22 protein-coding genes and 1 pseudogene are annotated in these 22,868 nt (G+C 43.3%); 13 read left to right on the top strand and 10 right to left on the bottom strand.

What is annotated here, in order from left to right; all coding sequences use genetic code 11:
* Positions 1–235: 235 nt before the first annotated feature.
* The 7 genes from HHK01_RS02405 to HHK01_RS02435 form a co-directional block, all read right to left on the bottom strand.
* Positions 236–1,354 carry a hypothetical protein gene (locus HHK01_RS02405; RefSeq protein WP_170006266.1) on the bottom strand — a complete coding sequence of 373 codons (1,119 nt, stop codon included), beginning with the start codon at positions 1,352–1,354 and terminating at the stop codon, positions 236–238.
* Positions 1,351–2,226 carry an ABC transporter ATP-binding protein gene (locus HHK01_RS02410; protein ID WP_170006267.1) on the bottom strand — a complete coding sequence of 292 codons (876 nt, stop codon included), beginning with the start codon at positions 2,224–2,226 and terminating at the stop codon, positions 1,351–1,353. Before HHK01_RS02410 ends, HHK01_RS02405 begins: the two co-directional genes overlap by 4 nt.
* Entirely contained in the window at positions 2,198–3,022 is an 825-nt protein-coding gene (locus HHK01_RS02415; protein WP_170006268.1) for a hypothetical protein, read from the bottom strand. Before HHK01_RS02415 ends, HHK01_RS02410 begins: the two co-directional genes overlap by 29 nt.
* On the bottom strand, positions 3,006–3,572 hold the full coding sequence (locus HHK01_RS02420; RefSeq protein WP_170006269.1) for an RNA polymerase sigma factor: 567 nt from the start codon (positions 3,570–3,572) through the stop codon (positions 3,006–3,008). Before HHK01_RS02420 ends, HHK01_RS02415 begins: the two co-directional genes overlap by 17 nt.
* A 364-nt stretch (positions 3,573–3,936) precedes the next feature.
* Positions 3,937–4,107 (bottom strand): hypothetical protein, encoded by a 171-nt coding sequence (locus tag HHK01_RS02425; protein WP_170006270.1) that lies wholly within the window; start codon positions 4,105–4,107, stop codon positions 3,937–3,939.
* 81 nt (positions 4,108–4,188) lie between these two features.
* Positions 4,189–5,049 (bottom strand): ABC transporter permease, encoded by an 861-nt coding sequence (locus HHK01_RS02430; RefSeq protein ID WP_170006271.1) that lies wholly within the window; start codon positions 5,047–5,049, stop codon positions 4,189–4,191.
* Positions 5,049–6,251, bottom strand: a complete 1,203-nt coding sequence (locus HHK01_RS02435) for a quaternary amine ABC transporter ATP-binding protein (protein WP_170006272.1) — start codon at positions 6,249–6,251, stop codon at positions 5,049–5,051. The genes HHK01_RS02430 and HHK01_RS02435 overlap by 1 nt, the downstream gene beginning before the upstream one ends.
* Positions 6,252–6,520: 269 nt before the next feature.
* On the opposite strand from HHK01_RS02435, the gene HHK01_RS02440 reads away from it, so the two are divergent.
* The 6 genes from HHK01_RS02440 (at position 6,521) to HHK01_RS02465 (ending at position 12,823) form a co-directional block, all read left to right on the top strand.
* On the top strand, positions 6,521–7,405 hold the full coding sequence (locus HHK01_RS02440; protein WP_170006273.1) for a glycine betaine ABC transporter substrate-binding protein: 885 nt from the start codon (positions 6,521–6,523) through the stop codon (positions 7,403–7,405).
* 255 nt (positions 7,406–7,660) lie between these two features.
* Positions 7,661–9,298, top strand: coding sequence for an alpha,alpha-phosphotrehalase (locus tag HHK01_RS02445; RefSeq protein WP_170006274.1), 1,638 nt, complete (start codon positions 7,661–7,663; stop codon positions 9,296–9,298).
* A gap of 192 nt (positions 9,299–9,490) precedes the next feature.
* Entirely contained in the window at positions 9,491–10,441 is a 951-nt protein-coding gene (locus tag HHK01_RS02450) for a calcium/sodium antiporter (protein ID WP_170006275.1), read from the top strand.
* 177 nt (positions 10,442–10,618) lie between these two features.
* Entirely contained in the window at positions 10,619–11,269 is a 651-nt protein-coding gene (gene trhA, locus HHK01_RS02455; RefSeq protein WP_170006276.1) for a PAQR family membrane homeostasis protein TrhA, read from the top strand.
* A 130-nt stretch (positions 11,270–11,399) separates the two neighbouring features.
* Positions 11,400–11,705, top strand: a complete 306-nt coding sequence (locus HHK01_RS02460) for an MGMT family protein (RefSeq protein WP_170006277.1) — start codon at positions 11,400–11,402, stop codon at positions 11,703–11,705.
* A 296-nt stretch (positions 11,706–12,001) separates the two neighbouring features.
* Positions 12,002–12,823 (top strand): hypothetical protein, encoded by an 822-nt coding sequence (locus HHK01_RS02465; RefSeq protein WP_170006278.1) that lies wholly within the window; start codon positions 12,002–12,004, stop codon positions 12,821–12,823.
* 67 nt (positions 12,824–12,890) lie between these two features.
* Here the strand turns inward: HHK01_RS02465 and HHK01_RS02470 are convergent, their stop codons facing one another.
* Positions 12,891–13,475 carry a pentapeptide repeat-containing protein gene (locus HHK01_RS02470; RefSeq protein WP_170006279.1) on the bottom strand — a complete coding sequence of 195 codons (585 nt, stop codon included), beginning with the start codon at positions 13,473–13,475 and terminating at the stop codon, positions 12,891–12,893.
* 269 nt (positions 13,476–13,744) lie between these two features.
* Here HHK01_RS02470 and HHK01_RS02475 point away from each other — a divergent pair.
* A pseudogene (locus HHK01_RS02475) lies at positions 13,745–13,939 on the top strand (aminotransferase class IV); the annotation flags it as partial.
* Between the two features lie 24 nt (positions 13,940–13,963).
* On the top strand, positions 13,964–14,140 hold the full coding sequence (locus tag HHK01_RS02480; RefSeq protein ID WP_170006281.1) for a hypothetical protein: 177 nt from the start codon (positions 13,964–13,966) through the stop codon (positions 14,138–14,140).
* Between the two features lie 557 nt (positions 14,141–14,697).
* Here HHK01_RS02480 and nhaC read toward each other — a convergent pair.
* Positions 14,698–16,116 (bottom strand): Na+/H+ antiporter NhaC, encoded by a 1,419-nt coding sequence (gene nhaC / locus HHK01_RS02485; RefSeq protein WP_170006282.1) that lies wholly within the window; start codon positions 16,114–16,116, stop codon positions 14,698–14,700.
* A gap of 642 nt (positions 16,117–16,758) precedes the next feature.
* Here nhaC and copZ point away from each other — a divergent pair.
* From copZ to HHK01_RS02510, 5 genes are all read left to right on the top strand, one after another.
* Positions 16,759–16,965 carry a copper chaperone CopZ gene (gene copZ / locus HHK01_RS02490; RefSeq protein WP_170006283.1) on the top strand — a complete coding sequence of 69 codons (207 nt, stop codon included), beginning with the start codon at positions 16,759–16,761 and terminating at the stop codon, positions 16,963–16,965.
* A 775-nt stretch (positions 16,966–17,740) separates the two neighbouring features.
* Positions 17,741–18,295, top strand: a complete 555-nt coding sequence (locus HHK01_RS02495) for a hypothetical protein (protein ID WP_170006284.1) — start codon at positions 17,741–17,743, stop codon at positions 18,293–18,295.
* A gap of 220 nt (positions 18,296–18,515) precedes the next feature.
* Positions 18,516–19,394, top strand: a complete 879-nt coding sequence (locus HHK01_RS02500; protein ID WP_170006285.1) for a sulfite exporter TauE/SafE family protein — start codon at positions 18,516–18,518, stop codon at positions 19,392–19,394.
* A 162-nt stretch (positions 19,395–19,556) separates the two neighbouring features.
* Entirely contained in the window at positions 19,557–20,549 is a 993-nt protein-coding gene (locus HHK01_RS02505; protein ID WP_170006286.1) for an ABC transporter ATP-binding protein, read from the top strand.
* Positions 20,527–21,300, top strand: a complete 774-nt coding sequence (locus tag HHK01_RS02510; protein ID WP_170006287.1) for an ABC transporter permease — start codon at positions 20,527–20,529, stop codon at positions 21,298–21,300. Before HHK01_RS02505 ends, HHK01_RS02510 begins: the two co-directional genes overlap by 23 nt.
* Before the next feature lie 146 nt (positions 21,301–21,446).
* Here the strand turns inward: HHK01_RS02510 and HHK01_RS02515 are convergent, their stop codons facing one another.
* A complete protein-coding gene (locus HHK01_RS02515; RefSeq protein WP_170006288.1) occupies positions 21,447–22,625 on the bottom strand; it encodes an FtsW/RodA/SpoVE family cell cycle protein in 1,179 nt (392 codons plus the stop codon).
* Between the last annotated feature and the right edge of the window lie 243 nt (positions 22,626–22,868).

Genomic DNA, 22,868 nt, shown 5'->3' on the forward strand with positions numbered 1-22,868 from the left:
AGGCTTGTTTTTGAGACTTTTCTTAAAGCCATGTCACAAGGATTAATAGAGAGAGGGAAGAATGTAAGGCTTCATATAAAGAAAATATACAATGGAAGATTGCAGGAAGTCTGTAGATAGTAATGGCTTTCATGAAACTTAGCTTAATGCTATTTTCACAAGACGATATGACGCGTGGTTTCAAGTAATTTGTGGCAGAAAGAGAGCTTGGTGATCGTCCTCCAAGCTCTCTTTTCTACGCATGCACTTGCTTTCGTTTTACTCTCAAACAAAGTAGGGCAAGGGCAATGACACTAACAGCTGTGACGACAGCCGGAATCCAAATCGACGTGAGAATAGGCTGTCCAAATAAGACGATCGCTTCAAACTGCATAAACAGTTCTTCCACTCGTAGTAGGGTCATAAAGCTGTAATCTTGGATGAGACGGGCGAGAGAGTCCTCTGGAACCATAATAAACTCTGCTAATATGAGTGGAATTCCGAAGAGTAGACTACTCACTACAAAGGCGAGAAATGTATTTGGGAATAATGTCGATATGAGCAAAATGACTAACGCAAGTCCTAATGCACCTAAAAGGGAAACGCCAAGCTGTACAAGGTGGTACTCGCCCATCGTCCAAGCGTACGGTGAGGTCGTGTACTTAAAAATAGCTTGCACAGGTGCCTCCCAGCCAGTCGTCCCGTAGGCTAAAAAGCGTAACGTAAGATTCAGTATTTCTGAAGCAGATACCACGATTATAGTGAAGAGTATTGCGGCTGAAATTTTGGCATTCAGATGCTTAGAGCGACCGTAGCGACTGCTAAACAAAATCGGCTCTGTTTTCCATTGGGCATCGTTTGAAAACACACCGGAAAGCCCGAGCAATAAAAGAAATGCGACAAATACAAAATGGAACGTGTTGACGTAATCAACGACTTCTTCTGGACCGTTAAAGTAAACAAACTCGTCTACATTCACTTCATTCAGCATTTTTTTGTGCAATTGTAAACTAGCTTTTTCACTTCCAGATGCCTTTGCAATCGAAAAATCAAGCAACTTTGCCTCTTCCTCAAGGTTCACTTGAATACTTCGTTCCCAAGAAAATTGCTCGAATACACTCATTTTTCCTAGTTTGAAAAGCTCTTCTTCCCCGTACTGACTTCTAAGTGTGGTTTCATCTTCTTTTATTTTTGCGATCAACTCATCCGTCACTTTGCCTTCATAAGGTGCGTACTCATCAGTGAGGTCTGGGCGTGGGTTAGTAAAAGTAATGCTAAACACTAAGTAGGCAAGCGCACCGAGCAAAACAACACCTGCCCAGAGCATTTTTTGTGAAAAGATTTTACGCAATTCAAAGCCTATCATCCGAATCATGATACAACCTCCGTGCGATCAAAGTGGTACAAATAATAGTCCTCGAGCGTTGGGGTGACCTCGCTCGCACCGTGTACGTCGTGTTGATCTGCGAGAAAGCGAACTCTTGCTTCGTTTCCTTCTGGTGTTATGTTCGTTGTTTGTTGTGTTGCTTCTAACTGAAGAGCTTCAGATTGACTGCACAAAATCTCCCACACGCGACCACGCATTTCGTCTACTAAAGTAGCAGGTGGTGCTTGTGCTAGCAATCTACCTTGTTTCAAGACAAGTACTTCCTTTGCAATCGTTTCGATGTCCGACACGATGTGTGTAGAGATGAGCACGATTTTGTCTTGCGCCATGGAGGCGAGTAGGTTTCGAAACCGGATGCGTTCTTTCGGATCGAGGCCGACTGTCGGTTCGTCAACGAGTACTATTTTCGGGTTGTTCAAGAGAGCTTGTGCGATTCCGACACGCTGCTTCATCCCACCGGAAAAAGTTTTGATTTTCTTTTTGCCCACGTCTTGTAGCCCGACTTTTTCAAGTAAATCTTCTGTGCGGGTCACCGATTCCTCTTTAGTAAGCCCTTTAATTGTTGCCATGTAGTGAAGAAACTTCTTTGCCGAGAAGTGTTGGTAATAGCCGATGTTTTGCGGGAGGTAACCAATTAGGTCTCGGTACGTTTCCCCTAATTTGAAAATGTTTTCCCCGTTCAGTGTCACACTCCCTGAACTCGGGTGGGCAACGGTCGCGAGAATGCGCATAAGCGTCGTCTTACCAGAACCATTTGCGCCAAGGAATCCATAAATGCCAGGAGTAAGTTGAAAGTGTAACTGATCAATTACCGTTTTCTTTCCGAATGTTTTAGACAATTGCTTTGCGTCGAGTTGCATCTTGATCTCTCCTTACTATGTCTCGTATTTTCCATAACAGAACAACAATACTGATGAGCCATCCAGCTACCAATGTAAGAGTGGATAACGATTCGTAAGTGAATTTCAACTCATTCATTGTTTGCAAGAGAAAAACGGTGCCCCCCCAAATGCTTATAAACAATACGAGGACAAAGCTACTTCGCACTCGAATAGAACTGACGACGACTAAGGCAAGAGCGCTCAATATAGCACTCGGGAAGAACCAGTAGCGTAATAAAAAGTCAAGCGTGACCAGTTGAGTTTGCAATTGAATAACGAGAACTAGCCCGCTCGTCAAAAGCAAATTCATCACACTCACTACTAGCACGCGAGAGACAAAAATTTGTGCGTATGAGTAGCGACAGGATGCTTCAAGCTCGGTTAGCTCGGCATCGCGTCCTCGAAGCACTTCCGTTAATCCGTACAAAAAAGGAAGTGGGGCGAGAAAGAGGAAGAGATTCTCCCAATTTTGCCCGGCGTTTACGAGTAAGAGAACGCCAACTAAGAACAAGCCGATGTTCCAAACCCAAAACAGTGGCTGCACATACAGAAGTTCTTTTGCAGAATGGTGCAAAAGCTCGGTTATCATTTGACGACGGGATTTCGGCGCCGGAGCCGCTATTTGCCTATAGTCAGCAGGCTGTGGAACAAACTGACGCAGTGATTCAATTGTCATTTGCACGTCTTCATCGGTGGGCGATTCCACCTTGTATTCCCGAAGCCATTTTTGCAGCTCTTCATCTTCATTCGTCCACGATTCATGATTGTGTGCCATGTTGCCGTTCACCTCGTTCCCATTTCTTTTTGAGTTTTTGAATACCTTGATGCAAACGCGATTTTACTGTCGACTCTGTAGTTTCCATGGCAACAGCAATCTCTTTAATCTTCCAACCTTTGTAATAGCGGAGTAAAATGGCTTCCCTTTGATACTCAGGTAGCTGTGCAATCGCTTCTTTTACCTCGGCATACGATTCCTTTCGCTCAAACATAAAGGGCACGTCGGTACTACTTGCTGGTGAGAGCTCCTCCTTATACTCGAGTTGCTGTTGCGACTGACGAAATGCCTTTGATCGAAAGTAGTCCCGTGTCGTGTTGAGCGCAATTTTGATGACCCAATGAAGCGCCTCCCCTTGAAATTGATAGGAATGAATTCGTTGGAGAGATTTCATGAAAGTATCCTGTGTCAAATCATAAGCAGCTTCTTTATTACCGAGCTTCCGGTAGATAAACGAATAGACTGCCTGATAATGTCTACGTACAAAAACATCCATCGCGCTTTGACTTCCGTTTTGTATGTCGCGAATTAATTGTTCATCCGTCAGCATGTTTGTCCACCTCGCTTAGTAAGACGACCTCTTTTTAAAAGGGTTTTAAAGATGGTAGAAAAAACTCCCCCCACTTTTTGGAAGTGAAGGGAGATTGTACACTTGTTTTCTCCATCAAAATCAATAAGTGCATAGCTAGCTTTCGTATCGCCATCGTATGGCATACCGATACTTCCGATAACTCAGCAGCAACTTCGTTAAACCGGACACCGTATCGAATAGTATACCGTTTGTTAGCTGTCCAAGGGGAGGGTGCCACTAGGCAAGTGGATCGAGCACCCGGTATATTTTGAATGAAGATGCGTTCGAGGGAATAGTTATTGGTTATTGAGATACTGCGAGATTAAAGCGAATCCAACAAGCTTTATCTATTCTTATCTCGCGTACGAACATGAGCCAAATAGAACAGCCCGAGAACAACCGGTATCGCAATGAAAAACGGAATGTTTATGTTTGCTTGGAAGATGAAAGCGACGACCATCATAACAGCAACGAAAACGATGTTATACAAGCAACCTCTTCCGAATGTTTCCATATGAAACACCTCCCCCTTCTTACAGTACCATAGGACAAAATATAGAAAAAAGACCGGAGTGTGAGCACCCCGGCCTTTTCTTTACACCTTTTCTTTTTTCCCTTGAAAGCTTTGTGTGATACGGTCAAGGATGATAGCGAGTATAACGATGGATACACCGGCTTCAAATCCAACGGCTACGTCAATTTGTGCAACCGCTCGAACAACTTCTGTTCCAAGTCCTGGTGCGCCAACGAGTGCGGCGATGACGACCATAGATAAGGAAAGCATAATGCTTTGGTTGACTCCAGCCATGATCGTACCTTTTGCTAAAGGAATTTGTACTTTGAAAAGTTTTTGGTTCCTCGTTGATCCGAAGGCGTTGGCAGCCTCGACCAAGTCTTCTGATACTTGGCGGATTCCTAAATTAGTCAGTCGAATGGTTGGTGGCATCGCAAATACGACTGATGACACGATCCCAGGCACGACACCACTTCCAAAGAAGATAATCGTAGGAATTAAGTATACGAAGGATGGCATAGTTTGCATAAAGTCCAAGACCGGTGTGGTGATCTTCGAGAATAGTTCACTTTGAGATGCCAAGATCCCTAACGGTACCCCTAAAATAATGGAGAGTAATACCGATGCTAACACGATAGATAACGTTTGGATCATTTCTTCCCAGTACCCAATATTGTGAATGAATAGAAGTCCGACAATAGTGAAAATAGGTAGGCCGATGTTGCGACTAAACAAGTAGGCTAGCCCTGCCACAAGTAGAATAAGCACGTATACCGGAATGTAATTAAAGAGAATGTTGGTGAAAATATCCTCTACTAGCCACTCCATTCCTGTGGTGAATGCTTCAAAAGCCGGTCCGAGTTGTGCGTATATGCTATCAACTGCTCTATCGACGTATTGTCCTACTTGTAAATCAAAGAGCGGTTCGTTTAACCAGGTCATTATTTGTTCACCTCTTCCATATCGCTGCCTGCCAATGCTTGAATGACGCTTTCTCGTTTAATAATCCCAACGAGTCTTTGCTCGCTATTTAAAACGGGTAGAGGGAATCTTGTTAACGCTAATTTTTCAAACAAGTTTTCTAAAAGCGTATCCTCTGTAACAGTTGGCAAAGTTATCTCAATAAAATCTGTAATTGGACGATCTTCTTTGACTGCTCTATTCGCCTCGTCTGCTGTTACCACTCCGAGTAAATGCTTTTTCTTGTCCACTACGTAAATGCTAGACACGCCCGCTTCGCGCATAATCTTCAAGGCAACTCGTGGACCGCGATCCGATTGAATCGTTTCAGGGCGATTCATTACGGTTTCGGCGGTAAATACCTTTGCTACATTCACATCTTCCACAAAGTTCTCCACGTAAGCGTTCGCAGGGTTTTTCATAATTTCTTCTGGTGTACCGATTTGAACGATAGCCCCATCCTTCATAAGGGCGATTCGATCACCAATGCGTAGAGCTTCGTCTAAATCATGGGTAATGAAAATAATCGTTTTCTCCATTTTCTCCTGAAGCTCTAATAACTCGTCTTGCATGTCTTTACGGATGAGTGGATCAAGTGCGCTAAATGCTTCGTCCATTAGCAGCACATCCGGATCATTAGCGAGCGCACGCGCTAACCCAACACGTTGCTGCATCCCACCAGACAACTCGCTTGGATAGCTGTTCTCATAGCCTTGCAAGCCAACTAGCTCAAGAGACTCCTGTGCTACTTTAAACCGCTCGTCTTTAGAAACGCCTTGAATCTCGAGTCCAAATGCGGCATTCTGGAGCACCGTTTTATGAGGGAGTAAGGCAAATCGTTGGAAGACCATACTCAGCTTCTTACGCCTTACCTCACGAAGTGCGTCTTTATTCATGGATGAAATATCTTCACCGTCAATAAAAACACTACCGGTCGTAGGTTCAATTAATCTATTTAGTAAACGGACGAGTGTAGACTTCCCTGAACCAGACAGCCCCATGATGACGAAGATCTCACCTGCCTTTACTTCAAAGGAGGCACTATTGACACCAACAGTCATTCCCGTTTCCTCTAAAATTTCTTGCTTATTTTTACCCTTCTCTAATAAGTGAAGTGCCTTTTCTGGTGTCTTTCCGAAGACTTTAGACACCTTTTCAGCACGAATTTTATACTCACTAGTCATAATTACCCCCTGATTTCTTTATACTTCCAATTATTCGGTATCATACAAAGTCTTATTTACCCGTATCAAACTGTTTGTAAACATATAAAATTTTCTTCCCAAACGAATGGACCGATTTCATTATTGTCATACCAATGATTTGCCCTACTATAAAAAAATTATTATTGTCATATTTGCAATTAAAGTGTAAAAAATATGTTTCATCCAACAAGTTTCAGGGTACTTGATTCTCTGTGGACAAATATAATTTTTAATGGGGGTATTTTTACGTGAAGAAAAAGTTATGGTTACTCGCTTTGGGTCTTGCTGTAAGTACGATACTTGTAGCTTGTGGTCCGGGTGGAGACACTGCTAGTGAAGGCGGAGAAGAGTCAAAAGGGACACTAGAATTCCGAATTAATAACTGGGCTGAAAATATCGCGGTCTCAAACATGTGGAAAATCCTTTTGGGGGAAGAGGGATATGAAGTAAACCTCCAATCAGCTGAGAAAACGGTTGTCTTCCAAGACGTTGCGCGCGGAGAGGCAGATATTGCACCAGAGGTATGGCTTCCTTACACAGACCAATCGCAATGGGAAGAGTACGGTGACGATTTAGTTCAGGGGGATTCTTGGTATGATGGTACAGTACTCGGCATCGCTGTCCCTACGTATATGGAAGATTTAAATTCCATCGAGGATTTAAATAACTATGCAGAGGAATTGGATGGAACCATCTATGGTATCGAGCCAGGATCTAGTATTGCGGGGCTAACAGATGAGGTCGTGACAGAATACGGTTTAGAATTGCAACACCAACCAGCCTCTGAAGCGACGATGCTGACAGAGCTTCAACGTGCGTATGAAGCAGAAGAACCTGTAGCTGTCACAATGTGGAGTCCACACTGGGCATTAGCGGAATTTGATATTAAATACTTGGATGATCCAAAAGGTGTTTACGGGGAACCGGACAACATCTTCTATGTAACGAGAAAAGACTTTGCAGATGATTTTCCAGAATTAGTCCCAGTATTTGACGCATGGAAAATGGATGACACGACACTCGGTGCACTCATGGCGTCAATTAATGAGACAGGGGATCCAGAAGAAGGAGCGCAAGCTTGGATTGATGAGAATGAAGACGTTTGGGGCCCATGGATGGATGAGTTAGAGTAATTGAAACGTGTAGGGCTGCCCCCGGGACAACGGGGGCAGCTCTTTTTCATGCGTTTTTCCTTTGTACATGTATGAGTGTGATGAGGATGAAATGAACAAGTGAGAGCAATCGTTTGCACTAAATCTCTTTACTCTTTTTGTAGATGGGGTTATTGTAGTCATGTAGCGGTTTGGAAACGCATACGGAACGACAGCGTATGCATAGAAGTAATTTGGAAAATAGGCTGTAACAAGTGAATGGAGAGGTGGTTCTCTTTGAATAAGCAATGGTGGAAAGAGGCAGTAGCTTATCAAATATATCCGAGAAGTTTTGCTGATTCCAATGGGGATGGCATAGGCGATTTGCAAGGGATTATCGAGAAATTGGACTATGTAAAAGATTTGGGGATCGATGTAATTTGGATTTCACCGATCTTTCAATCGCCAAATGATGATAATGGATATGACATTTCTGATTACCAAGGTATATTGCAAGAATTCGGTACGATGGAAGACTTTGATCGTTTGCTAGCGGAAACTCATGAGCGTGGAATGAAGCTAATTCTAGATTTAGTCATTAATCATACGAGCGATGAGCACCCATGGTTCATTGAGTCCCGTTCTTCTAAAGAAAGTCCGAAGCGTGATTGGTACATTTGGCACGATGGGAAAGACGGAAAAGAGCCGAATAATTGGGAGTCAATTTTCAGTGGCTCGGCTTGGGAATATGATGATAAGACGGAGCAGTATTTTATGCACATCTTTAGTCGAAAACAACCTGATTTGAACTGGGAGCAGCCTGACGTGCGAAATGCTCTGTACGATATGGTGAACTGGTGGCTTGAGAAGGGGATCGACGGATTCCGTGTAGACGCCATTTCCCACATTAAAAAGCGGGATGGATTACCAGATATGCCAAACCTATACAAACTGGACTTTATACCGAGCTTTGACATGCACATGAACCAGCCTGGAATTGACGAATATTTACTTGAATTAAAGGAAAAGACGTTTGACAACTACGACATCATGACAGTCGGAGAGGCGAATGGAGTATCAATCGACGACGCTGAACGTTGGGTAGGCGAGGGAAAAGGCTACTTCAATATGATCTTCCAGTTCGAGCATCTCGGACTATGGGGTAAAGATAACGCCGGGGCTGGCGTCGACGTTCCGGCGTTAAAAGAAACATTAACAATGTGGCAAAAAGGTTTGGAGGGAGTTGGCTGGAATGCACTCTTCTTAGAAAACCACGACCAGCCACGAAGCGTGTCAACGTGGGGGAATGATGAGCAATATTGGAAGGAAAGTGCAAAAATGCTAGGCGCCTTCTACTTCTTTATGCACGGTACCCCGTTCATCTATCAAGGACAAGAAATCGGGATGACGAATGTCCAATTTGAAACAATTGAAGAGTACAATGATGTGGGAATGATCAACTATTACCACATCGAGCGAAAAAAAGGACGGTCACACGAGAAGTTAATGGAGATCTTATGGAAGCAATGTCGTGATAACTCCCGTACGCCGATGCAATGGAATGCGACGAACATGGCAGGATTCACAACCGGGGACAAAGCGTGGCTCGGTATGAATCAGAATTACAAAACTATAAACGTTGCTGCACAGGCTGACGATCCAGATTCCATCTTGAACTTTTATAAACAAATGGTTCAGTTACGGAAACAAGAAGATGTGTTTGTGTATGGTAGTTATGATTTACTCGAGACGGATGAACGGATGTTATACGCTTATAAACGCACGCTTGGGGATAAAAAGGCCTACGTTTATTGCAATTTCAGTGATGAAGTAATTGAGATCGACGAACCAGCAAGTGGAAAAGTTGTACTTAAAAACTACGCTCAGCTTGAAGAAGGTAAATTGCAGCCTTATGAGATGCGCGTGTATCTGTAATGTAAGGTGTGAAACAGCCCGTTCTTAGTGGAGAGCGGGCTGTTTCAATGGGATACACAGTTTCCGAGCAAGAAAGTGTTATCGCGCAAAATTATGTCGAATGCGCGCAACTCCGTGTCGATTTTGCGCAAACGCCTTCAATGGTGTACATAGTCTAGTAAAATGCTGGTATTATAAGCTTGAGGTGAAAAGATGACATACATATTACTAATTGTTGGATTTGCTTTGTTAATAAAAGGTGCAGACTTCTTTGTTGAAGGATCATCCAAAATAGCTAGTCTACTTAACATCCCACCGCTTTTGGTTGGATTAACCATCGTCGCTTTCGGCACAAGCTCTCCGGAAGCGACTGTAAGTATTTTGGCTGCTTTGGATGACAACGCTGACGTAGCTTTGGGGAACGTGGTAGGGAGCAATATCTTTAATATCACGCTTGTGGTTGGTTTGACTGCCTTCATAGCTCCTTTAAAGGTGGAAAGTGAAACAATTAGAAAGGAAATTCCGTTCACACTGTTGGCTAGTGTGGCACTGCTAGTTTTTATGAGTGATATGGCACTGCAAACTTTAAATGAAAATTTAATCACTCGAAGCGATGGTCTCATTTTGTTGCTGTTTATGGCAGTGTTTATCTCCTACATTTTAGAAGTGGCGAGAAAAAGCCGTAGCGAAGGGAATGTTGCACAAATAGAAGGAGTTACTTGGAAGAAAAATATTTTCTTAACGATAGCCGGTCTCGCAGCCATTATTTTTGGTGGAGATCTGGTTGTAAATAGTAGTACAGAGATTGCACTGGCTATTGGCATGAGTGAAACGTTGGTCGGTCTCACTATTGTCGCGGTAGGTACATCTTTACCAGAACTCATTACGTCAGTTACAGCGGCGATTAAGAAGCAAAGTGAAATTGCGCTAGGTAACATTGTGGGAAGTAATATCTTTAACATTCTCTTTGTTCTTGGTGCCTCCTCGGTGATTTCGCCGCTAGCTGTAAACGGTAAAATCTTTATGGATGTTATCCTGATGATTATTTTGACGTTGCTATTGTTGGTGTTTTCAAGAACTAAATTTAAAATAGGGAAGGTAGAAGGAATCGTGCTCGCAGTGGCGTATGTCGTTTATCTAGTTTACATTATAATTAGAAATTAATGGAGTTTGGGTAAGTTGGAAAAAGAGACACAGCGTATCGTAACGAGTGCTCCCACCAATTACCATAAGGAGTTGGAAGAAAGATTTCTAATCCAAACATTTACAAACATATCTAATGTAAATGTTCTCTGCTATAGTGGAGGGAATATACGTAAGGGAAAAGAAAGGAAGTGGCACATGAGCTGGTTGAAAATGCGGGAGCCCGTCAATACATGGACGCACTTTGTCACCTTTTTAGCGGGAATCGTAGGGTTGGTGTTTTTGATACTCTTGGCTGTGGAAGAAAGTCCGTCTAAAGTGACGACGATGACGATTTACGGAGTGACGCTCATTGTATTGTTCGGGGCAAGCTCTCTGTATCATTGGGTAAGAGTCAAACCGAAAGCACAGCTCGTGTTCCGTAAGATTGATCACATTTCCATTTTCCTTTTCATCGCAGGCTCGTATACCCCTCTGTTTTTCCACGGATTAGAAGGACCTTGGAGATGGACGATGTTGAGTGCAGTGTGGGCGATTGCAGTAGTCGGGATCGTTTTGAAGATTTGGTTCATGAACGCACCAAGATGGGTATCGACACTGTTTTATATTACACTCGGTTGGGTCGCGGTTGTTCCGTTTGCACAGCTCATCGATACGCTTCCAACAAATGCGCTTGTGTTGATGATCGTCGGTGGAGTGGCGTACACAGTCGGCGGCATCATTTACGCAACGAAAATCTTTGACTTTTTCCCAAACAAATTTGGATTCCATGAGATTTTCCATTTGTTTGTGATGGCAGGTGCGCTTGCTCATTTCTTTATGATGTTTTTGTTTATTATGCCGATGTAACAAGCTAATTTAAGCTAAGCACAGGACTTCAAATGGACCTGTGCTTGTTTTTTGTGAGGCGGATTCAGTTCTTCTAATGATGGTCTGCCAATTTGTTATATAGCAAGAAATAGAAGGAGGAATAAATAGTTTGGAAAGCTTTACTAAACGTGTAGTTGAAATTATTCGCCACATCCCCGCTGGAAAAGTGATGACCTATGGGCAAATTGCTAGGTTAGCTGGGAGTCCTAGAGGTGCAAGACAGGTAGTGCGTATTCTCTACTCAATGAGTGCCAAGCATAAACTTCCATGGCATCGAGTGATCAATGCGAAGGGTGAGATCGGAATACAGACTGAGGAAGCATTTTTCACTCAAAAGATGTTATTAGAGAGCGAAGGGGTAGAATTTACAGGTTCAAATTCTATTAGTCTTAAGATTTATCAGTATAATATTTGAGTGAATTTCACTATTCTGAGCCCATGGCAGGTAATGACGTAAGAAGACTTCTGCGGGAAAGCGAAGATGGTGAAGAGGAGGAAAAGCTAAGAGCGCCACGTCCTAGTAAGGAGCCTCGGCATATGGTTTCTTTTATAGAAAGAAATAGACCCTGTTAATCAAACGTTTGTTCAAAAGGGAAATAAACATGCCCCGACAAACTTCAACACAAAAATATGCATTCTTTCCTTAACCCCCATAAAGGTACAGCATGCTCGCGAAGTCTTATGGCACAAACTTACAAGGGGGCTTATGCCATGATTAAAAAGAAATTGGGTGTTATCGGAATTGCCGCAGTGTTAACCGTGCCAACTGTTGGGTACGCGGCAGAGCGTATTAATTTGACTGATTTTTACAATGATTCTCCCGCACAGGAAGAGGAAGTTGCTGTCGTACCAGAACAAATACAACAGGAGGATTCAGGAAAGGAACCTTCAGCCGACCTGAAAAAAATAGACGGTGAGATAAAAGGTGAAGATTACAAAGTAGAATGGAAAGTAAATACAAATAACTCGACAGCTATAAAAGTAAAATTTGATGTGAATGGTAAAGAACAAGAGTTTAAAGGTGAAGAAGCGCTTATTGTCTTGAAAGATTGGTTCTCAGAGCAAGGTATTTCTATTGAAGATATGACAACGGCTGATTGGAAAGCAGTATCTGACCTACTACGCACCCAGACCACGCTTCCAATTGAAGAATTTGAAGTAACCGTGAACCAACCAGGCGTAGGAAAAAGCGAATGGAAATGGGACGGGAACAATGTTGACAACGATGACCAGAAGAGTGAAGAAATAGTAGAAGGTGACGAAACGAAACTTGAAAAGGTAGAGGAAGATCGTGTGGATGCACAAGGGCCACCAGCTCACGCGATAGAAAAGAGAGAGAAAAGGGGGAATTCTGAAGTAGCGAAAGAACAAGCACCAGGGCAACAACGTGGTGACGATGAAGATGATGATGACGAGCGCCGTGGGAAAAAAGCCGCGAGTGTAAAAAAAGAACAACCTGGTAAGAAAAAGGGTCATGAAGTCGAAGAGGATAATGAAGATCGAGACGATGATGACGGCGAAGATGAAGATTAAGTCGTAAATACAAAGGAGTACTTTCCGCCATTCGGGAAGTGCTCCTTTCATGTTTGTTTATTCAAGTTCACGTAATGGACGGTCTAACCCCGTGGGATTCAGCAAGCGCCAACACTTGATCTAAGTCCATGACCACGTCTTGCAAAGTGAGTACCTTCAAATCAACACCCCGAAATTGACTTCCGCGCACATCGGCTTTTTGAAGTTGGACTTGATGAAAAATGGCTGAGGTGAAGTCGCATTGTTCAAGACGCGCCTCACGGAAATCGCTTCCTGTCCAATCACTGTTAGCGAAACGAATCCCTTTTAAGTGCTGTTTGCGAAAGTCCTGGTACCGAAGCGAGCAGTAGGACCAATCACCGTCACGAATCGTTATAGCACGTAAAGGCGATTCTTCGAAGGAGGATCCAGTCAGTTTACAATCCGAAAAGCTGGTGAGCAAAAAGTCGTTATACATAAACCGACAATTGAGAAATTGAACACGTTCCAACGTTGCTGAATTCCATCGACAGTTGGAAAACACGCAGTCAGTAAATGTAGTTTGGCGAATTTCTGCCTCGGCAAAAGAGATGTTCGTAAGTCTACATGATGAGAACGATTTGTCCTCCCACTTGTCGACCTCAATGTCTTCAATCGTTTCGTTATTCATCATCACAATCTCCTCTCTGTTTAAAGGTAATCTGAAAGTTTCAAGCCGTCCACACCTTCATTACATTTCCATCATAAAACATTCATGAGCTGGACACTCAACCATGCATGGAAACTGGTCACAAAGCACTCTAGTTGTTATCAAAGCGGTGCGAGTGGAGCCCCATGTAGTTACTCAATCAACATCCGAAGTTGTTTTTCTAATAGGATAAATCATATGACTTTTAGGATTCTGCGTAACTCCGCCCCTTTTCCACAGAAAAAAGTGACCGAGAAGGAAACGACGAGACCATTTTTCTTATGGATAACGTCGTATCTGAAGGGGCCTGTCACAATATTTTCTTCGTTCGTGGCCACATGTTGATTACCCCACCACTCGCTGACTGCATTATGGATGGTGTAACACGAGATACTATTTTGTTACTCGAATCTAAAAAGCTTGAATCCTTTTCGCTTCTTCTGACGTAATACGAAGTAGAGTAGGAGGCAGATATGATGTGGACAAAAAGAAAAAGCCGTAGAAACCGAAAACGTCAGACAGGGGACCGCTATAATTTTTCGGATTTTATAGTTGATGCGCTTTTCTTTGTGCCGGAACTAATCATGTATCCACTTCGATTATTACTTTGGGTCGGACGCGGAATTGGACGCTTTTTCGATTGGTTATAGAAAAAGGCTCTTTTCGTATCCTTTGTTGTTTTTACAATACAGTAATCTCATGATGCGACATACAGCTGTGTTGATTTCCGTTCCAGGCGGACGCTTTCCGCGGGGCGGGCGGTGAGCCTCCTCATCGCTGCGCTCTTGCGGGGTCTCACCTGTCCCGCTGGAGTCGCCGCCTTCCGCTCCAATCAACGAACAAATGGCGAGTCAAAACTTCCCTTATTAAGTTGTAAGTTCAGTACTGGTGAGTCTTAAAGTGCAATCACCATTTTCTTCGTGCGATGTAAGTTCAAAACTAGCGGAGGAAATACACGTAGACTCCAGCGGAATAGCGGAGACGATGAGACCCCGCAGAGAGCGTACTTTGCGAACGAGGAGGCTCAGCGCGGAGCCCGCGGAAAGCGAAGTGTATTTCCGGAGCGGTTTCATACTTCCATGATTTGCACTATGTCGCATCATTCAGCTACTGTGTAATGAGATTTCATTAATAAAGCAACAATCTTTTAGAAAACAGCCTAGAAAAAAGACTCTGCGGTTTGAATACCGTAGAGCCTTTGCGATAGTTAAGAAGATACGTCTATAGCTTTGGTGCCTGTTGTTTCGCGTTCTAGCGGTGCTAAAGAGATTCCTGTAAACCCATACACTAGCGTCAGCAATGGACAGAGCAAGCAAAAGAACGCAAAGGGTAAATAGTCTAAAGTCGGCACGCCAAGAACACTCGTTAAAAAGACCCCGGATACACTCCATGGAACGAGGGGGTTGACAACGGTTCCAGCGTCTTCCAAAACGCGCGATAAGTTTTTCGGCGCTAAGTTGTTCTTCTGAAAGGAAGCTTGGTACGCTTCTCCCGTTAAGAGAATCGATAAGTATTGCTCCCCGATCAGTACATTAATGCTGAATCCTGTACTTGCCGCTGCGGTCACGACAGAAGAAGTTTTCGTAAGGAAGCGTTCAATTGAGTGAATAAGTGTTTGAATAATACCTAATGTGAATAAAATGCCTCCAAGCCCGAGCGCTAACAAAACAAGTGACACGGTGAACATCATGCTTTCAATTCCACCACGAGTGAGCAGTTGGTCGACCACTGCGTTCCCAGTGTCAGATTGAAATCCTCTATATAACACGTTCATCATTTCAGTGGCAGAAACGCTTTGGGTTAATAAAATCATCACGATGGAAACACCACTGCTAGCAGCCAAATTAAGGATAGCGGGTTTCTTCAGTAGAGTTAAAACTAAAAGAACGATAAACGGTAGCAATGTCCATACGCTGATAAGGTCCGTGTCTTGTAGAATGGCTTGAAAAACAGCCACGTTCTCTAGTGGCGCACTTGATAAATTTGGGCTTAAAAGGGCGAATAACCCTGCAGAAATGAGAAAAGCAGGAATAGTTGTCCAACCCATATTGCGAATGTGAGTGAATAGATCCACCTTTACGATAGAAGACGCTAAATTAGTAGTATCAGATAGCGGTGACATTTTATCCCCGAAGAACGCACCAGAAACGATAGCACCGGCAGTGATGGCAAGAGATAAATCGAGAGCTTGTGCAACCCCGAGTAAAGCAACCCCAACGGTTCCTGCTGTTGTAAACGCACTGCCGATACTCACCCCAATAATTGAAGTGACGACAAAGACGATGACAAAGAAAAATTGAGGAGTTACCAACTCAAAACCCGCATACATCAAAGTAGGGATTGTCCCTCCCATTAGCCAACTGGAGAGTAAAACACCAATTAGGAAGAAAAGGAAAACCGCACTGAGCCCGGCTTTAGCCCCTTCTATAAATCCTATTTCCAAAGATTGATAGGGAATCTGCTTTGCCAGCCCATATACAATGAGTATGAAGATGGAAATCAATATCGGAATATGAGGGGCTACCCCAAGGCGGATCATGCTATAGCTCAATACACTTAACATAAGTAATACAATGACAAGCGCTTCCTTGACAGAAGGGGCTTGGACTGCTTTAACACGGAACATTTCATCACTCCTACTAGATGTTCAGACACGGTTGTAAATGGGTGGGACCGATGTCGAAAAGGTTAAATGCGAGGAGAAAACCGTTGTTCTCTTTCACTATACTATGTTGAGACATCTTATCCAACACTATTATACTTAAACGCTTTTAAGTAGTAAAGTGAAATTGTTCTATTATAGAAAATAAGTAGACTGTCACCATGATAGTATTGTGCCTAAGCAAGTGTTTTGAACTTCCAATCCTCTTATGAAGGAGTAGTTTCCTTATGAGGAGGTGTGCCAACAGACTCCATCTCAAAAAAGGGCTGTTCATTATACCTGAAGACGTACCCACCCATAAAGTAAATGAGGAGTGCATAGACAGTCGCTACAGGTTATGCTCCACCCCATATAAAAGAGCCTATTGGTTTGCGGGGACTGTACATCTTGTTGTTTGCACAAGCCGTGCGATAACTAGAATTCCGATAAGTATGAGCGTTCCCTTTGCAAATAATAAGTATCCCATGGTACGTTCACCCTTTCCTTGTCCTACTTCCACTCTATGCAAAACATTTGGCTTTACATACCTACGAGGGGTATGTTAAATTGATATTACAGCAAGAAACTTTTATAATTTAAGTTGACTAAACTAAAGGAGGCTTTACCATGGAAAATGTAGTGTTAAACGTAAGTGGCATGTCTTGTGGACATTGTGTTTCATCAATAGAAGGCGCAGTAGGTGAGTTGGCTGGAGTTGAAACGGTCAAAGTTGATTTGGATAACGCGACTGTAGCAGTGGCATTCTCACCAGATAAGGTGACACTAGCTCAAATTAAAGAAGCCATTGACGATCAAGGGTATGACGTAGCGTAATGATGATTGAAGGAAGAAATGTACCTATCGTGGGTGCATTTCTTTTTTTATATTGGCTGTTTTCTAAAAGATTGTTGCTTTTTTAATGAATCTCATTACACAGTAGCTATATGATGCGACGTACTGCTATGTTGATTTCCGCTGCAGGCGGACTCTTTCCGCGGGGCGGGCGGTGAGCCTCCTCGGCGCAAGCGCCTGTGGGGTCTCACCTGTCCCGCTGATCCCACAGGAGTCGCCGCCTTCCGCTCCAATCAACGAACAGATAGCGAGTCAAAACTTCCCTTATTAAGTTGTAAGTTCAATACTGGTGAGTCTTAAAATGAACTCACCATTTTCTTCGTGCGATGTAAGTTCAAAACCAGCGGAGGAAATACACGTAGACTCCTGCGGAATAGCGGAGACGATGAGGAGGAGGAAAGGCTAAGAGCGCCACGTCCTGTGGCAACGCCTTTCTGACCCACGTCCTGTGGGCCTCCGCAGAGAGCGTACTTTGCGAACGAGGAGGCTCAGCTCGAGCCCGCGGAAAGCGAAGTGTATTTCCGCAGCGTATTCTAGCAGTTTCTTCATTACGTCGCATCATGAGATTACTGTGTAGTAAAAACAACAAAGGATACGAAAAGAGCCTTTCTATTTAATGCAGGTGTGAGCCCTTTGTACATAGAAAGACAGACAGACGTATATTTCCCCCTATACACGAATAAGTGATGAAGAGAAGGGCAGGGCGACAAAGTTATTGTCAACTTCAGATGAATTCATGGAAAGGTAGGAAACGGACATGAAAGAGTTAGGCTCATATTTGCGCTATGGGATAGCGGTGCTCACATGCCTATTGTTACTGAGTGTAGGTGGAGTTGCTTTTGCTGGAGAACATACGGTTGAGGCTGCGTTGGAAGCGTCGCTATCGGAAGAAATGAATAACTATGCATCAGGTTCAGTACAAATGATTGAACAACAATCCGCAGAGGTTCAAACAGTCCCCTCATCTGAAGAGGAAGCGACAACAATTGAAGTAGTGGCGATTCTTATTGAATTCAATGAGATCCGAAGTAACCTTTTCCTTTTTGAAAACAAAGAAATTTACTATTGGGATCAGACGAATAGCACACTGATCGAACGTAGTGATTTCGAGCCAAGTGAAGAGATTATATCGTTTCAGGAAGCGTATAGCGGTGTAACAGGTACTGAACTTCAAGCAGGTTCGTTTGCTCTGTTCATGGTACTGTTGCTCGGATCGACTATTGTTATTCCTGTACTCGTCATTCTTCTGCACAACTCTTCCCATCCGAAAGGACAGCAGTTTTTCCGAGAAGCAGAGAAAATCAACTTTTAAATTGAATCGATCTTATAAAGCTCGGGAGATCAAGTAGTTCCCGAGTTTTTTCTGTGATTATGTTCACAATAGACAAGAGACGATGTGGAGGAACAAATGGAATTGAACTAGAAACTAGAACGACCTACATCAACAATCTTACACGCCTGAACATATTGGGAAATGGCAAGATACTCATGCTACAATAAGTACACATGAACACCTAGAGAGGGTGAACAGAATGTGGGTATTATTTCCCTTTTTAGGGGGAGCGATTAGCATTTTATCAGGCTTCTTCGGTATCGGAGGAGGATTTATTTTAACGCCGCTCCTTCTCTTATCGGGTTATAGCCCGGTAGAAGCCATTAGCATCAGCCTGTTGTTTTCCATCGGGTCTAGTTTGTCTGGTGCATTTGCTCATTTGAAGATGGGTAACGTTTATTGGCGCATTGCAATCATTATCGGGCTAAGTGGCATTGTGGCTACGCAGTTTGCTCAGCCATTTGTCATGTGGCTTGAAGCGAATAAATATGATGATATTGTCATTCCTATATTATATATTGTCTTACTTGGTTACTTTGCTCTTAGGATGATTTCGACGTCACGCCAACAAACCGCTACCACAATTGAAAAAGAGCGTGATCACAATCCGCTTTGGAAACTTCTTGTGATTGGGTTCTTAGGTGGTTTTGTTTCGACGACACTCGGAGTCGGTGGCGGCTTTCTTATGGTACCCCTTTTGATTACGCTTGTAGGTCTACCGGCAAAAAGGGCAGTTGGAACTAGTTTAGTTGCGGTCTTATTCATTGTACTAAGCGGATTTTTTACGTACTTTTTCAGAACAGATGTCGAGGTGACAACAGGCCTCTTGCTCGTTGTAGGAACACTGTTTGGGGCTCCTGTGGGTGCGAAGATCACCAACTTGTATGTGCATCGTGAAGTTTCTCTTTGGCTTGGTGCGCTGTACATCATGACGATCGGTAGTGTGATCAGTGAATTGCTAAACTTGGCTACTGTAGGGATCGGGCTCATGTCGGTATTCTTTGTAAGCTTTATAACGTTCACGATGAAAAAGTATTACAAACTGAAGAGACTCCATTCTCACGAGGGAGAAGCTTAAGGCGATGTGCGCAAATCGTCTTGAGCTTTTTTTGTGTTCATTTCGAAGCGAATTCTCATATAACGGTTCTCCATTCGTAGAGATTATCAGTCTAGAGACCGAATACGAACGATGGAAATCTTTGTAGGATAGTGATAAGAGAAAAGCAAGGAGGAGATAGAAGTGGGAACAGGGGAATCCGTTTTGCAAATACGTAACGTAAAAAAGTCGTACCGAAACAAACGGAGTAAAGAATGGGTGGAAGCGGTAAAAGGGATCTCTCTAGACGTTTGCCGAGGGGAAGTGGTGGGTCTCTTAGGGCCAAATGGTGCTGGGAAAACCACATTTATTAAAATGATGAGTGGATTGTTAGTGCCAGATGAGGGTGAGGTGCAGATCCACGGTATTTCAATGAACAAACAGCGTCTAAAAGCGCTTCAACATATTAGCGTCGTGCTCGAAGGAAATCGAAATTTGTATTGGCGAATGACGGCGAAAGAGAACCTAGAATATTTCTCGGGAAATCGAGGTTTGTCGAGAAAGGAACTACAGAGTCGGATTGCGGAGCTGTTAGACATGTTTCGACTCTCTCATAAGGCAGATGAACAAGTGAATCGCTTGTCTCGTGGAATGCAGCAGAAGGTGTCTATAGCGGTCTCATTACTTGCGGATACAGACGTGATTTTCTTAGACGAACCCACATTAGGTCTAGATGTCGATGCAAGCTATGATATACGTGAAGTTCTCCATAGAGTAGCAAAAGAAGAGCAGAAAACCGTTTTACTAAGCTCTCACGACATGCCAGTGGTTCAGCAAATTTGTGAGAGAGCGGTTATTATTAACGAAGGACGGGTAGTGGCTGATGATCGGGTGTCTTCGTTGCTTGAACTGTTTTCATCGAAAGCGTATGCCTTCGTATTGAATCAACCGCTCACCACGAAAGGGCATGCCCTCTTTGAGGAAGCAGACGTACTCTATTCTGTCGAGGAAACCGATCCAACATGGACTCTACATGTCACGATGCAACAGGATGCAGATTTTTACCGAGTTGTTGACTTGTTGAAAGACGCAGATGCATCGATTCAAGAAGTAAATCGCGATGTCGTTGATTTTGAAAAAGTATTTGTCAACATTGTTAAAGGGGGTGGTCATCGTGAAGTGGTTGCATCTGTTTAACGCAAATTTCCGGAGAGATTGGATCAACTTAAAGCGTTATTTACCTAATACGATTACGATGATCATCACGATGTACTCCATTTTTCTACTGATGTTTTTTGGAATTACTGTCGTAGGGGACCCTTCAACAGCTGAACAAAACATTCAATTTGTGATCGTAAACTATTTGTTTTGGTACTTGGCTATGGAAGTCATGCAAGGAATGGGGTGGAGCATGGCTGAAGAAGCTAGGCTCGGAACGTTAGAGCAGTTATACATGTCTCCGCTCGGTGTGACCAACATACTTTTAGGTAGAATTGTATCAACAACGATCTATAGCTTAGGGCTAACGGGCTTTCTTTTATATTTGTCGATGTGGACAGCAGGAACGTGGTTGCCACTCCCCATCCTAGAGATACTCCCAATTTTACTGTTCGCTGTTCTAGGCATGATCGGCGTAAGTTTCATGATCGCAGGGCTTACTATTCTGATCAAGCAAGTTCAAGCATTTTTGCAAATTCTCCAGTTCGTGTTTATGGCGTTAACGTTTGTACCGCTATCTGTGGCACCTTACTTAGCTGTAGCGCCTTTTGTTAAAGGAGTGGACATGATTCGGGAGATGATGGTGTTAGGAGTTCCGTTTTCCTCGTTTACAGCAGAGGACTTCTCCATCTTGATCGTGACCGGATTTTTTTACTTTGCCATTGGAATCGGCGTATTTCGCTATTGTGAGCGAATGGCGATGAAAAAAGGGGTGTTGGGCCAGTACTAAGGTGAATTTCTGGGCGAGCCACACTCATGCTTGTGAGCGAACGCAGAGGCACCAACATTCTGTTGGCGCAGGTGCGCGTACATCAAACACGACCGTCGCGCATCAAAAAGAAGCAAAGGACTGCTCTGTTGCAGTCCTTTGCTATGTCAATCATCCCGATCTGAAGAAAACATATACGTCTTATGATGGAATCGAATGCTAAAGACAAGTCCCATAGCCAACATGTTTCCCATGAGAGAGCTCCCGCCATAACTTATGAACGGGAGAGGTATCCCGGTAATGGGCAAAACTTGAATCGACATCCCGATGTTTTGGAATACGTGGAACGTCATCATACTAATGACACCGGTAATAATATAGGCGTTGAAGGGTGTCTTTGTGTCAAGTGCCACCTTGATGAGATGGTAAATGAGTAGGAAAAACAAACTAATCACAATGCTTGCGCCTATGAATCCGTACTCCTCACCGATTACTGTAAATATAAAGTCAGTATGTTGCTCAGGAATATAGACTTCTCCCCCATTAAATCCTTTTCCCGTTACTTCCCCTGATCCGATGGCAGTGAGTGCTTGTATCAAATTGTAGGCGTCGTTTTGTGCTGAACTGTATGGGTCTAACCAGGAATAAATCCGTCCTAGTTGATAACTATCAATTTCCAGGAAGTTTGAAATCCACTCACCTCGATAGATAATGAGCAATATAATTGTTGTTGCAAAGGCAGCCCCAAAAGTGAATACGGGGATGAGTATTTTCCATGAGATTCCGGATACGAGAAGCATGCCAAGAATGATAGCGATAAACACGAGTGCTGTACCGAGATCGGGTTGTAACATGACGAGGCCAAGAGGGATACTAGACAATACAGTGATTTTGAGAAAGAGCCAGCCGTCTGTTTTTAATGTTTTCACCGGATTGACTAAATGATGTTGAGCAATGAGCCGACTTAACGCCAAAATAAGGAACGTTTTCATGAATTCAGCAGGTTGGATAGACCCAATTCCTGGCAACGTATACCAACTTTTGGCACCGTTCCTACGCTCAGCAATTGATTCTGGAGCTACTAACAAAAAGGCGAGTAACAAAATACCAAAGCCAAATGCAATCCACGAAAGTTTCCAATATTGATCAGGCTCTAAATAAATAGCCACGGCGATTATGAACGCACCAATCCCATACCATACCACTTGTCGAAGTGCAAAATTATCCATGTATTGACCACTCGTCTGAGCGCTCGTAATAGAGACAATACTCACAAGGAAAAATAAAAACAAGAGTAAGCAAAGCGTCCAGTCGAATCGTTCTCCAACTTTTTTTGTTGCATTCATTTATTCACCTTCTATAAAAGAGCAAAATAGCTGTTAAATTTTTTAAAAGTATTTGGTGCGATCAATACGTGTGGGATCTACTAATAACAAAAAAAAGAAACATTTTGTGCGGAGTATGCACTTCCTGAATAAAGAACTACCCACATATATACACACTCACTCATCCTACCACCGATTGAAAGAGGAGACAATCCGCCATTGGATAGGATTTGTGAGGAAAACATGAAAAATAGGCTAACCCTT

It is taken from the genome of Bacillus fonticola, from assembly GCF_012955605.1.
Taxonomy (GTDB): domain Bacteria; phylum Bacillota; class Bacilli; order Bacillales; family JC228; genus Bacillus_CG; species Bacillus_CG fonticola.